This window comes from Lacicoccus kunmingensis DSM 17847 (genome assembly GCF_059568765.1).
Genome location: NZ_JCANUC010000003.1, coordinates 54,161 through 65,797 on the forward strand (window position 1 = coordinate 54,161; position 11,637 = coordinate 65,797).

Here is an 11,637-nt window from a genome sequence, read left to right on the forward strand (position 1 = left end):
TCCTCCTGATTTTTTATTTAAACGGTCTGGCCGTAGCGACGTGCGACGGCACGTTCCATACGTAAAAAGACCTGGTTATCTATGATCGTTCCGATAACACCGATGACTATCATGATGGACAGTACAAGGTCCATCGCCTGGATTGAACGTCCGAGATCGAGTAAGTAACCAAGACCCCCTGTTGAACCGAGCAGTTCACCGGCCATGATTGCACGCCATGCAAATGCCCATGCGACACGGAGCCCCGAAATGATATGGGGGACGGAAGCGGGGATGATGACTGTTCTCAGCAGGTGTGAACCTGAAGAACCGAGTGTCTTTGCAGCATCCATATAAATTGACGGTACGTTTTTAAACCCTGTGCTCGAGTTTACCGTCATCGTCCATGTTGCACCGATTGCCACTATGAACAGAATGGAGGCATTGCCTAAACCAAACCATACAATGGCAAGCGGAAACCATACGATGCTCGGAATGGACTGGAGTGCAGTCACAAAAAATCCGAGTGTGTCGTCGACCCACTTATAACGGGCGATCAAAAATCCGAATGTCAGACCGAGTACGACAGCAATCGAGAAACCGATCAACAGACGAATGAGCGTCGTGCCTGTCGCGGTCACAATCTGGCCTGAGATAATGCTGTTGATGAGTGTGCCTATGACGGTCACACCGCCCGGATCATTTGGAATGATGATAGGAGGGAACATAAATGTAGGGAAGAATCCCAGCTTAGATATTACTTCCCATATCCCGACGATCACTGCTACGAAGATTATCCGCCTTAAGACTGTAGTCATCACCAAACTCCTCCTTCAATACTTTTTCCATTTCAACTTCAAGTTCTGCCATCACGCGTCTTTCAAGGTCGACGATGACACTGTCAGAAGGGTCACGCGGGCGTGCGGACTGAACGGTGAAAGATTTTTTGATTTTCCCCGGACGGGTGCTCATAAGCAGTACACGGTCCGATAAAGTCAGCGCTTCACGAATGTTATGTGTAATGAATAAAATCGTATTGCCGGTTTTTCTCCAGATGTTCTGCAGTTCTTTATGAAGCACGAGCCTTGTCTGTTCATCGAGCGCTGCAAATGGTTCATCCATCAATAGTACATCCGGATCCATCACAAGTGCCCGTGCAATGGCCACGCGCTGTTTCATTCCGCCGGATAATTCATGCGGGTAGGCATCTGCAAAGTTGAGAAGATGGACCATCCTGAGACCGTCCATCGTCTTTTCTTCGATTTCTGTTTTAGATATTTTTTTAAGGTTTAAACCGTAAGAAACATTTTCCTTTACAGTCATCCATGGAAACAATCCACCTTCCTGAAATACCACGATACGGTCTGTTCCGGGCTTATTTACTGTCTTGCCGTTGACCAGCACTTCGCCTGCTGTGGTTGTTTCAAGACCTGCGATTAATTTTAAAATTGTCGACTTTCCGCAGCCGGAAGGTCCGAGAAGCGAAACGAACTCACCTTCTTTAATATCAAAATTGATATCATCCAATACTTGCAGCTTTTGTTTGTCATCTTTTTTAAATTCTTTATGTACGTCTTTCAACTGTACTTTCAAGTCCGTTCACCTCACAAAATAAAGTCATACCAAACTAATAGGAATATTAACTGAAAATTCCTGGTAAGTCAATATACATTAACCAAGTTAACGAAATATCTACTGTATATTTAGAAAGGATGAACGGAAAAATAAATGATATAGACAGTAACCCATACGAACAGCCATATCAGAGTTTTAACTTTTATCGGTAACCCTTTAAAAATCTTATGGGACAGCAGATGGGCGAGGAATGAAACGATAATGAACCGGATGAAACGGGCGGGGATCGAAAATAATATGAAGATAAATATATTGGTGTGAAGCGGTGCAAAGGCTGCAAACAGTTTATAGGGCACGCCGAATAAAGGACCTGTCACAAGCGCCGAAAAAGTGCCGGCAGCCATTTCAGATTCCACGTGTTCGAGCATATATGTATGAATGGCAGGAACGCCGAGCATAAACTCAATGACAGAGGAGTGGTCAATACTGCTCTTGATGAATAAGGCGGCACCGCCGAGAGCGGCGCCTGTGATGCAGATGATATTTAATAAAAAGATTTTCTTTAAGTCGTTGTTTCGGAGTGCATAATAACTCAAAAGCACATCCGGAATTATGAAGAAAAATGTCGCTTCACTGAACCCCCATATAAAAGCGGCAATCATCATTACCATTCTTTAAACTGACCTTCCTCTCCGAGACGATCCATTCTGTCATTCAAAGTATCCATAAAAGCTTTGCGGTTCTCATCGAATTTAAATGAGTCGCCGACAAGTATATCAACAAAAAACGGCACGAAAATGAACGAACCTTTCGGCAGCGCCTTGCCCAGACCGTGAAGAAAAACCGGAACGATTTCGACATCCGGCACCTCTCTCATCAAATAGTAGATCCCGCTTTTGTATTTGCTGAGCTGTTCCGCTTCGCCTCTCGATCCTTCTGGAAATAATATGATGATACTGTCATCTTCCAGAGCTTCAAGAATCGGTGAAAACATGCCCCGGATGTCCTTTGTCATCTTTCTCTGTATCGGAATGATATTCATGACTTTAGTGGAGAAAAATGCGAGAAGTTTATTTTTCATAAAATAATCACCGGCAGCCACCGGACGGACTTTTTGAAAGCTTTTTCCGTGGAATAAAGACATCAGCACCAGCGTATCCAGATGGCTGTTATGATTTGCAATGATGACGACAGGCCCCGATTCCGGCAGTTTTTCCCTGCGTCTTATATTAATGCCGAGGACAAACAATATGACCGGCCGGACTAAAATTGAAAATAATAAATTTTTCATTTATCTCACCCTTAAAAGTAAAAGAATCGAGCAAAGTGAAAGAACAGCGGTGCCGTGTAGGTCAGCGAATCCACACGGTCCAGTATGCCCCCGTGTCCCGGAATGATTGCGGAAGTATCTTTGATGTTCAAGTCCCGTTTCAACGCGGAAATGTTCACGTCACCGATAAATCCGGTCAGTCCGATGTAGAGTCCTGCAATGATACTGCCGCTCAAAGTGAACGGGGTGATCAGCGGTGCGAGCAGTACTGCAAGTACTGTCGTGGTCAAGACGCCGCAGATAAAACCGGCCCATGTCTTATTCGGTGATACTTTGGGCAGTATTTTTCTTTTGCCGAGTGTCTTTCCACATAAAAACTGGGCAACATCATTCGCCTGTGTCAGCACGACGAGGAATAACACGAGCCCTGCACCGAGCACGCTGTTTTCCTTTCCGGGCAGAACAAGCAGGTAGGCAAGATGCGACAACCCGAAAACCATCAGCATCAGACCCCACTGGACGGAGGCGACGGACTGCAGAAAGTTCTTCGTTTCGCTGACGATGAGTGCCTGAATCGGAATGAGCAGGAACATATAGACAGGTATGAAAACGATGAACATGCCGTAAAATTCAAAGTATATGAATAAAAACTGGATCGGTATTGCGATATAAGACCAGAAAATTACAAGACGGTGGGCACGGTTGAACGGTATCAGTGAAAAATATTCCTTTAATGCAAGGAATGACAGTATGCCCATGAATATCAGAGATATCGTCGAGTGAATGACAAGTGCGAAAGTGAAAATAAAAAACATCACCCACCATGATTTGATGCGGAGCATGACCTCGTCCACTGTATGCGAAGGTTTCTGTTTCTTTAAAACTAAAATGATTGCAGTTGAAATGATTAATATTCCTACGATACTGATCAGCACGTAGAGCACTTCATCTGTCAGTACATTAAAATTCATGCTTTCTCCTCCAACCCTTTTTTAATTCTTGTATATGTATTGATGACGATTAAAAACGATGCAATCAGAAATACAATCCATAAATACTGTGTAAGTGAATGCCAGAAGATCAGCAGCACAGATATCGCACCGATTAAAAATGCGCGGTCACTTTTCCCCATCGGCCCGCTGTACTGTCTGACACCTGAAATATTTTCTCCCATCATGCCTGCCATTTCACTGATGACGGATAACAGTATGAAGATCATCACGGTCACAGGATGCGGACTGACAACGAGTATGAAAGGCAGGAACAGAGCGGCATCACTGATGACGTCCGTCAATTCATTCAAATATTTGCCGAGCCTGGACTGCAGGTTGAAATCTTTGGCAAGTACGCCGTCAATCGCATTCAGCGCCATGCGCACAAACATGAAAATGGGGATGACGATATATATCCAGGTTGAGTCATAATTGAAATAAAAAAGCACGCCGGTCATTATTGAAAGAAGACATGCGAAAATGGTCACCTGGTTCGGTGTGATATTTATTTTGTGCAGGAAGCTGACTACAGGTTTCAACAACTGCTGAAATTTAGGTTTTAATTCATAAATGCTGATCATGATTTTCTCGCCCCCCTGATATAGTTACCATATTACACAATGTGAAATTTTACGACAATAAAAATATGCCCGGACAAGAGATGAACTTCCCGTCCGGGCATATTAACTGTTATGAAATTTTTGATATAATCCATCTGCCCAGATGTTTGCTGATAAACAGGGACAATATGAACATCACGCCAATATTAAGTATATGGAGCACCATCGCCCAGTTAATATTGGGTGTGATGAAAGTCAGAATGTAGGCAGATGTAACATACAACAGCGCAAATACGGTGATGAAAGTTATGAATTTAATAATCAATGCATTTAAATGTTCACGTGACAAAATAATCACCTGGCCCACAATTTTTATTTATAAATATTATACCAAACAGAAGTGGTGCATGACTGGATGAGATTTGACGAAAAATAAACAGCTCCGAAGACTTTTATTCGGCCCCTTTGGTTGATTTTGCTTTTATAAAAATAGCCAGCAAAATTAAGGGCAGAGCGATCAGTGTCAAGTACTGGAGAGTCCAGTTGGTGACGCCCGGCATAACATCAAAAGGGTTTAAGATTCTGGCCAGAGAATAGAGGCTCAGAATAATGAAAATGAAACGATTGATCCATGAGTCTGTAGTGAACAGGAAAAATAATGCCAAAGCCAGAATGACTGTGAAAATACCGACGACAACGAGATTGATTACTGAAGATTCGAGATCGATGATATAGAACGATTCAAAATATTCATGTAATGAAAAGATGATAATCAATTTCGCAACTGCAAATAATAATAAAAAACCAACCGTCGGCACTATTTCATTTTTAGATGATTTTTCTTTTTCCGCCATTATTCCTTTTTCCGCAAGCGGCACCATGGCGGCAATCAGAAACGGCACGATGAGTAAAAGCCAACTGATTGTGAACCGTGAAAAGATGATGAGCACCAGCATATAGAAAAATATAAAGTATATATGAAAAAGTGCGACTGTTAACCAGAACTTCTTTTTACTTTCTGCGGTTCTGTTGTTTTCAGGTTGTAACTCTGTCATGCCAAGACCCCTTTATTTTATAAACTTAATACTTTGAGATTATAGTATTTGCTTTCCAATGTAAATCAGGCAGTAAAATTGAATGGAAGGAAGACAACTGATACCATTATTGCTAATTTGGAAATATACGGATGAGAATTGAAAGGATGTCTTTAAATGAAGTTGAGCGTATTGGATCAGGCGCCGGTAACGATTGGAAACAAATCTGCGGACGCACTGGTCAAGGCGGAAGAACTTGCGGTTTTGGCAGATGAATTGGGTTACCACCGTATGTGGATGGCTGAACACCATGGCACAAAATCGCATGTGAGTTCTGCGCCGGAAGTCACGGCGGCAAGACTTGCGGCTAAAACAGACAACATCAGGATCGGTACAGGCGGTGTGATGATGATGCACTATTCACCGCTGAAACTGGCTGAAGTGTTTAAAACGCTCAGTGCATTTTCCCCGGGCAGAATTGATTTCGGTGTCGGACGGGCGCCGGGCGGAGATCATTTTGCAATGTATGCGCTGGCACAGGGCAGACAGCCGAAGATGGATGACATGTATGATAAATTCGAAATTGCGATGCAGCTGATCAATGATGAAGTGCCGGAAGGCAGGCTTTACGGTTCAACACCGGCTTTTCCTTCCAATGTCGTGCTGCCTGAAGCCTGGATGCTCGGATCGACTGGAAACAGTGCAATCCAAACAGCGGAAATGGGGGCAGGCTACTCATTTGCACAATTTTTTAACGGTGAACTGTCGAAAGAAATACTCGATATATATAAAGAGAGATTCAAGCCGTCCGCATTGATGGAGAAACCGAAAATCAACGTATCTTACATGGTGACGACCGCGGAGACTAAAGAAGAAGCGGAATATGAGGCACTGCCATATGATATTTCAAGGCTGATGCTGCAGCAGGGCCGGATCACCCAGACGATGACACCTGAAGAAACAAAGAACTATCCGCTCAGCGAACTTGATAAGATGAGCATCAGGGAAGGGCGTAAGCTGCACCTGGTCGGATCGGCAAAAGAGGTTGCAAAACAGCTGAAAGATGAACAGGAAATGTACGGTTTCGAAGAGGCCATGATCTGCAGCATCCCGCATTCCCAGGAGAAGCGGCTCGATGTATACAGACTATTGGCAAAAGAACTTTTATAGATTTTAAAAACAGTGCATGAGTGCACTGTTTTTTTATTGTGATACTATTTGGTATACTTAAAGTGATCCAAATTCACAAATTGGAAGGGGACTATAAAAATGAGGGCGGATTATAACACTGATGAATATAATGCATATCAGACGATAGAGATTGAAATCGATTCGACGGCAGAAAATACATTTCACTATATAGGCACTGCAGACGGTATCAAACAGTGGTTTCCAGAATTAAGATTTGACGATGAACCGAGACCGGAAAAATTGGTCTTCACTCTCGGTGATGACGATTGGGAATACATGGACGTACTGGAGTTCAGCGATAAGAAGATACTCATCTTCACTTGGGGCGCCGGAGATATCCAGATGGAACTTGATGAGCCTGAGGAGGGCAAGACGATTCTGACACTTAAAGAAAGACTGCCGCTTACATCTGAGCATATTGCACGTGACTTTGCAGGCTGGTATTTCCAGGCTCAGAATATCAGAAAGATTTCTGAAACAGGGGAACCGCAGGAGCTGGATCAGGAAGCCTTCAAGCAGCAGAAAGCATCCATTAAGAATGAACTGGGATTATAGTGTGTCATTTCTTAAAAAGGAATCCAGAAGTTCAAAAGTATAAGAATCGGATAAATGAAATACTGATTTACCTCCTGTATAAGGAGGTTTTTTATTTTCTGAAACAGTGATACACAGCTGGGTCTGTTTTTATGTAGAAAAAGGGCTGAAAGTCCGATTGATTGATATCGCTCATGCTCAGATTTACACTTGATGAATAATCATAAATGGAGGCGGAAATATGAAGAATGAACAGATTGTGCTTGCAAAACGGCCGGAAGGCATCCCTGGAGATGATGTATTCAGGTTTGAAGAGATTGAAGTCAAAGCGCCGGCTGAAGGAGAAGTGACAGTAAAAAGCATTTATGTTTCTGTGGACCCTTATATGAGAGGACGGATGGCGGCAGGAAAATCATATACGAAACCATTTGAAGTGGATGCACCGATGGGCGGACATGTCATCGGGAAAATCGAAAAATCCAATGCCGACGGTTTTAAAGAAGGCGAGTATGTCAAAGGTATAATGGGCTGGCAGCGCTATGTCACACTTCCAGTGGACGGTCTGTCCAAAATTTCTAATACAGAACTGCCTTTACATCTCTATTTGAGTACGCTCGGTATGCCGGGACAGACTGCATATCACGGGCTGCTGAAAATCGGTAAACCTGAAAAAGGTGAGACAGTCGTTGTTTCGGCGGCATCCGGTGCAGTCGGTTCCGTGGTCGGCCAGATCGCAAAGATCAAAGGTGCAAGAGTCGTCGGCATTGCAGGCGGTGAAGAAAAGACCGAATATTTAACGGAAACACTCGGGTTCGACGCGGGTGTGGATTATAAATCTGATGATTACAGTGAAAGGCTGGCAGAAGCGGTTTCAGAAGGTGTAGACGTTTATTTTGAAAATGTCGGCGGACCGGTGTCCGACGAAGTGTTCAAACATCTTAATAAGTTTTCAAGAATCGCGGTGTGCGGGGCGATATCTGCATATAATAACCCGTCAGAGGATATCGGGCCGAGAATCCAGTCGACACTGATCAAATCACAGACGCTGATGCAGGCATTTATCGTCGGCAACTTTGCGGATGATTTCGAGAATGCAGACAAACAGCTGTCGGAATGGGTGGATGAAGGTAAAATCCATACCGAAGTTTCAGTGGAAGAGGGATTTGAAAAAATACCTGAAGCATTCAGAAAACTGTTTGACGGTTCCAACTTTGGAAAGCAGATAGTGAAAGTCGCAGAGGAATAAAAGATTCTGCACCATAAAAATAAGCTGCCGCCTGTGGAGGTAATTCTCCATAGGTGAGCAGCTTTTTATTTTGTCCGGAATTTATAAAATTAGCTGATTGCTTTCAGACCGACTGCACTGCCGATGATGAGAGCGATGAAAAATATTCTTGGGAAGTTTTTCGGTTCATTATAGAACAGCATGCCGAGAATTGCCCCGCCTGCTGCGCCTATCCCTGTCCAGACGGCATAGGCTGTACTCATCGCGATGACATTCATCGCTATTGATAAGCATATGAAACTGATGCCGAAGAAAAGCAGTAAGCCAAACAGTGCTATTTTACTCCGCTTGTGCGTGTAGACGTTAATGGCATTGACGCCAAGCATTTCAAAAACACCTGCAAATATCAGTACAATCCATGCCATTATTGTTCAGCCTCCTTAACACGCTCTTCCGACGTGACCATTTTCAAACCGATGACACCGATCAGCAGCGCAGCGATAAAGACGATATTCCAGGCTGTGAACGGCTGGCCGAAAAACAGAAAGTCACTGATCGCAACGCCTGTTGCACCGAGACCGACATATACAGCATAGGATGTACCGACGGGCAATTCCATGGAAGCGACAATCAGCAGATAAAAGCTGAAGTAGATTGCGATGACCGTGAGTAACCACTGCCACCAGTTGTCCGAGTGGGTGATGCCAATAACCCAGCCGACTTCAAATATAGAAGCGATGATAATTTTAATCCAGTTCATAAACTCAATTCCTTTCCGGTGTAAAATAAAAAAGCCTGGGAGATTTTGAAATCTCCCAGGCTTTTATCCTTCCGTGTCATGAAGTGTTTCATGGGTTTACTCTCGGTCCAGACCAATCAGATTGCGGAACCCTAGTAAACTCTTTTCTTCTATTCAATCACATAGTAGCACATGGAAAATTTACTATCAAACAGTACGTCTTTTTAAATTTACCTGCAGTAGATGGTGTAACGTCGTTTTTCGTGTACAATGGTCATACGATTTAATATTAGGAGCGTCCAATCATGTTTATAAATGTATTATATATAATACTGTTAATATCCATCGTCTTTTTCCTCATCAGCGGCATGCTGACTATACTGCAGTTTATGGGTTATTTTAAAAATCATTCTCAAAAATATATTATATATTTTATTGTTTTTACTGTTATCATGGTCATTTTAATGGGTGTGCTTGTAGTTGTCGGGCCGAATGGGTGAACATTCATAAGCATCGTCTGAGCAAAATCATCTCATCATAAGAAATAAAAGAATCTCTCCCAAACTGTTTGGGAGAGATTTTTACTTTGGATATTATTGGAAGAAAAATCCGACGATAGTCGCTGTAAGTAAACTTACAAGTGACGCACCGTATACAAGCTTAAGTCCGAATTTTGCAACAGCATCTCCACTTTCGTTGTGAAGACCTTTAACCGAACCGGCTATAATGCCGATACTTCCAAAGTTGGCAAATGAGATCAGGAATACTGAAACCATTGCTTGTGTTTTTCTTGATAATTCATCTGCGATAGTCATAAACTCACCGATTGCAACAAATTCGTTAGTGATGAGTTTTGTTGCCATCAGGCTGCCTGCAGTCTGTGCTTCATCCCATGGTATACCGATAAGGAATGCAATCGGCATGAAGATGTAACCGAGAATGTCCTGGAACGTCAGGCTGCTTCCTGGTATAAGAAGGAACAGCTGGTTCAGAAGACCGATCAGAGCAATGAAACCAATCAGCATTGCTGCAACGACAAGTACGACTTTTCCGCCGTCGATGATGTAATCACCAAGAACCTGGAAGAATGACTTTCCTTTCTCAGGATTCGTGGAAATTTCGACTCCGGTATCACTGATTTCTTCTTCGTACGGGTTGATGACATGTACGATGATGTATATACCGAAGAAGTTGAGAACGATGGCGATGATGACAAACTGTGGTTCCAGCATCGTAAAGAATGCACCGACGATTGACAGTGAGATAGAACTCATCGCCTGTGCTGCCAGTGTATACATTCTTTGTGTCGTCATTTTCGGCAGAATGTTTTTAAGTGATATGAACACTTCGGACTGACCGAGAAACATTGAAGCTGCACCGTTGTATGACTCGATATAAGGCATGCCTGTAATTCTTGTCATCAGCATACCGATACCTTTAATGATTAAAGGCAGTACTCTTATGTAAGAAAGAATACCAATGATTGCACTGATGAAGATGATAGGGACCAATACATTGAAGAAGAACACGTTGAATGCCATTCCATCTTCACTGTTGTATAAAACCTGATCGCCTGAGGCGGCTGACTCTGTAGATAATGACATCAGGTCGCCGAATACAAACTGTCCGCCTTCAGCGGCAAATCCGAGCAGGTGGTCGAATGCTTCAGCAAGCCATCCGATAAATGTCTGCCCCCAAGTAGTGTTCAAGAACAAGAATGCGAAGAACAGCTGCAAAGCGAGCAAAATCAAAATATTTTTCCATTTTTTAAATGACAGTTTTTTATTGCTGCTCGCAATCCATGCCAGGAACATTGTGAATAGTATACCGACTATTCCCATTAAAATACCCATAAATAATCCTCCAAAATATAAGATATGTGCTGCGTTTATGTATATGCATCTCTAAAAGTACATTATAAAGTATATAAGACTGAAACGCGATACTGAATCATTATAATGCAAACGTTTACAAAAATAAAGAAGAACTTTATTTTTGAACAAGAAATTTGCCAAAAACTCAAGCAGAATGTATACTTTAGTCAAAGAAGGTCAAAAGAGGTGATAGCATGCGTAATATGTCAGATATTATCGAACAATATTTGAAGGAATTACTCGCAGCTTCCGACGGTGAAGGCGTCGAAATCAAGCGTGCCTTTATTGCTGAAAAATTTGACTGTGTCCCGTCCCAGTTGAACTATGTAATCAAAACACGGTTTACAAATGAACATGGTTATATGGTAGAGAGTAAACGTGGTGGCGGCGGGTATATACGTATTACCAAAGTCGAGACACATTCAAAATCAGAATATCTTGCTCATTTAAAAAATCTGATAGGTCACGGGTTAAGCCAGCAAAATGCACAGCACATCGTACAGTCGATGTTTGAAAATGACGTGATTACATTAAAGGAAGGCAAAATTATCAATGCGGCTCTGGATAGAGAGAGTTTAATGATAGAATTACCTTTCAGGGATCAGCTGAGAGCAAAAATCTTACTTAACATAATCGACGTCATTTTATACACCGAGGAGTGATT

The 11,637-nt window shown here is 42.7% G+C and carries 16 protein-coding genes and 1 riboswitch; of the genes, 5 read left to right on the top strand and 11 right to left on the bottom strand.

Annotated elements, in window-relative coordinates; translation table 11 throughout:
* Positions 1-17 precede the first annotated feature (17 nt).
* The 8 genes from BO48_RS04415 to BO48_RS04450 all read right to left on the bottom strand — a co-directional run bounded on the left by BO48_RS04415 (position 18) and on the right by BO48_RS04450 (position 5,431).
* A complete protein-coding gene (locus BO48_RS04415) occupies positions 18-797 on the bottom strand; it encodes an ABC transporter permease (protein ID WP_496366204.1) in 780 nt (259 codons plus the stop codon).
* Entirely contained in the window at positions 730-1,572 is an 843-nt protein-coding gene (locus BO48_RS04420; RefSeq protein WP_496366205.1) for an ABC transporter ATP-binding protein, read from the bottom strand. The genes BO48_RS04415 and BO48_RS04420 overlap by 68 nt, the downstream gene beginning before the upstream one ends.
* 110 nt (positions 1,573-1,682) lie before the next feature.
* Positions 1,683-2,225: a hypothetical protein gene (locus BO48_RS04425; protein WP_496366206.1), complete on the bottom strand. Its 543-nt coding sequence runs from the start codon at positions 2,223-2,225 to the stop codon at positions 1,683-1,685.
* A complete protein-coding gene (locus BO48_RS04430; RefSeq protein WP_496366207.1) occupies positions 2,219-2,845 on the bottom strand; it encodes a lysophospholipid acyltransferase family protein in 627 nt (208 codons plus the stop codon). Before BO48_RS04430 ends, BO48_RS04425 begins: the two co-directional genes overlap by 7 nt.
* A gap of 11 nt (positions 2,846-2,856) precedes the next feature.
* Positions 2,857-3,795, bottom strand: a complete 939-nt coding sequence (locus BO48_RS04435; protein ID WP_496366208.1) for a phosphatidate cytidylyltransferase — start codon at positions 3,793-3,795, stop codon at positions 2,857-2,859.
* Positions 3,792-4,397 carry a CDP-alcohol phosphatidyltransferase family protein gene (locus tag BO48_RS04440; RefSeq protein ID WP_496366209.1) on the bottom strand — a complete coding sequence of 202 codons (606 nt, stop codon included), beginning with the start codon at positions 4,395-4,397 and terminating at the stop codon, positions 3,792-3,794. The genes BO48_RS04435 and BO48_RS04440 overlap by 4 nt, the downstream gene beginning before the upstream one ends.
* Positions 4,398-4,506: 109 nt before the next feature.
* Complete coding sequence (locus tag BO48_RS04445; protein WP_496366210.1) at positions 4,507-4,743, bottom strand: hypothetical protein; 237 nt, start codon at positions 4,741-4,743, stop codon at positions 4,507-4,509.
* 85 nt (positions 4,744-4,828) lie between these two features.
* Entirely contained in the window at positions 4,829-5,431 is a 603-nt protein-coding gene (locus BO48_RS04450) for a hypothetical protein (protein WP_496366211.1), read from the bottom strand.
* A 156-nt stretch (positions 5,432-5,587) separates the two neighbouring features.
* On the opposite strand from BO48_RS04450, the gene BO48_RS04455 reads away from it, so the two are divergent.
* The 3 genes from BO48_RS04455 to BO48_RS04465 all read left to right on the top strand — a co-directional run bounded on the left by BO48_RS04455 (position 5,588) and on the right by BO48_RS04465 (position 8,381).
* A complete protein-coding gene (locus BO48_RS04455; RefSeq protein WP_496366212.1) occupies positions 5,588-6,580 on the top strand; it encodes an MsnO8 family LLM class oxidoreductase in 993 nt (330 codons plus the stop codon).
* Between the two features lie 99 nt (positions 6,581-6,679).
* A complete protein-coding gene (locus BO48_RS04460; protein ID WP_496366213.1) occupies positions 6,680-7,156 on the top strand; it encodes an SRPBCC family protein in 477 nt (158 codons plus the stop codon).
* 220 nt (positions 7,157-7,376) lie between these two features.
* Positions 7,377-8,381, top strand: coding sequence for an NADP-dependent oxidoreductase (locus tag BO48_RS04465; RefSeq protein ID WP_496366214.1), 1,005 nt, complete (start codon positions 7,377-7,379; stop codon positions 8,379-8,381).
* A gap of 89 nt (positions 8,382-8,470) precedes the next feature.
* Here the strand turns inward: BO48_RS04465 and BO48_RS04470 are convergent, their stop codons facing one another.
* The gene (locus BO48_RS04470) at positions 8,471-8,785 is read right to left on the bottom strand and encodes a DMT family transporter (protein WP_496366215.1); all 315 of its coding nucleotides are present in this window, start codon (positions 8,783-8,785) and stop codon (positions 8,471-8,473) included.
* A complete protein-coding gene (locus tag BO48_RS04475) occupies positions 8,785-9,120 on the bottom strand; it encodes a DMT family transporter (RefSeq protein ID WP_496366216.1) in 336 nt (111 codons plus the stop codon). Before BO48_RS04475 ends, BO48_RS04470 begins: the two co-directional genes overlap by 1 nt.
* Before the next feature lie 50 nt (positions 9,121-9,170).
* Positions 9,171-9,266: riboswitch (guanidine-I (ykkC/yxkD leader) on the bottom strand.
* Positions 9,267-9,404: 138 nt separating this feature from the next.
* On the opposite strand from BO48_RS04475, the gene BO48_RS04480 reads away from it, so the two are divergent.
* A complete protein-coding gene (locus BO48_RS04480) occupies positions 9,405-9,599 on the top strand; it encodes a hypothetical protein (RefSeq protein WP_496366217.1) in 195 nt (64 codons plus the stop codon).
* 93 nt (positions 9,600-9,692) lie between these two features.
* Here the strand turns inward: BO48_RS04480 and BO48_RS04485 are convergent, their stop codons facing one another.
* Positions 9,693-10,952: a NupC/NupG family nucleoside CNT transporter gene (locus BO48_RS04485; protein ID WP_496366218.1), complete on the bottom strand. Its 1,260-nt coding sequence runs from the start codon at positions 10,950-10,952 to the stop codon at positions 9,693-9,695.
* Between the two features lie 215 nt (positions 10,953-11,167).
* Between BO48_RS04485 and BO48_RS04490 the strand changes: the two genes are divergently transcribed.
* Positions 11,168-11,635 carry a CtsR family transcriptional regulator gene (locus BO48_RS04490; protein ID WP_496366219.1) on the top strand — a complete coding sequence of 156 codons (468 nt, stop codon included), beginning with the start codon at positions 11,168-11,170 and terminating at the stop codon, positions 11,633-11,635.
* Positions 11,636-11,637 lie beyond the last annotated feature (2 nt).

What these genes read in the sequence shown, in the direction of transcription:
- BO48_RS04415 (WP_496366204.1), bottom strand. Translation starts at nt 797, where the DNA reads ATGACTACAGTCTTAAGGCGGATAATCTTCGTAGCAGTGATCGTCGGG.
- BO48_RS04425 (WP_496366206.1), bottom strand. Translation starts at nt 2,225, where the DNA reads ATGGTAATGATGATTGCCGCTTTTATATGGGGGTTCAGTGAAGCGACA.
- BO48_RS04430 (WP_496366207.1), bottom strand. Translation starts at nt 2,845, where the DNA reads ATGAAAAATTTATTATTTTCAATTTTAGTCCGGCCGGTCATATTGTTT.
- BO48_RS04435 (WP_496366208.1), bottom strand. Translation starts at nt 3,795, where the DNA reads ATGAATTTTAATGTACTGACAGATGAAGTGCTCTACGTGCTGATCAGT.
- BO48_RS04440 (WP_496366209.1), bottom strand. Translation starts at nt 4,397, where the DNA reads ATGATCAGCATTTATGAATTAAAACCTAAATTTCAGCAGTTGTTGAAA.
- BO48_RS04450 (WP_496366211.1), bottom strand. Translation starts at nt 5,431, where the DNA reads ATGACAGAGTTACAACCTGAAAACAACAGAACCGCAGAAAGTAAAAAG.
- BO48_RS04455 (WP_496366212.1), top strand. Translation starts at nt 5,588, where the DNA reads ATGAAGTTGAGCGTATTGGATCAGGCGCCGGTAACGATTGGAAACAAA.
- BO48_RS04460 (WP_496366213.1), top strand. Translation starts at nt 6,680, where the DNA reads ATGAGGGCGGATTATAACACTGATGAATATAATGCATATCAGACGATA.
- BO48_RS04465 (WP_496366214.1), top strand. Translation starts at nt 7,377, where the DNA reads ATGAAGAATGAACAGATTGTGCTTGCAAAACGGCCGGAAGGCATCCCT.
- BO48_RS04470 (WP_496366215.1), bottom strand. Translation starts at nt 8,785, where the DNA reads ATGGCATGGATTGTACTGATATTTGCAGGTGTTTTTGAAATGCTTGGC.
- BO48_RS04475 (WP_496366216.1), bottom strand. Translation starts at nt 9,120, where the DNA reads ATGAACTGGATTAAAATTATCATCGCTTCTATATTTGAAGTCGGCTGG.
- BO48_RS04480 (WP_496366217.1), top strand. Translation starts at nt 9,405, where the DNA reads ATGTTTATAAATGTATTATATATAATACTGTTAATATCCATCGTCTTT.
- BO48_RS04485 (WP_496366218.1), bottom strand. Translation starts at nt 10,952, where the DNA reads ATGGGTATTTTAATGGGAATAGTCGGTATACTATTCACAATGTTCCTG.
- BO48_RS04490 (WP_496366219.1), top strand. Translation starts at nt 11,168, where the DNA reads ATGCGTAATATGTCAGATATTATCGAACAATATTTGAAGGAATTACTC.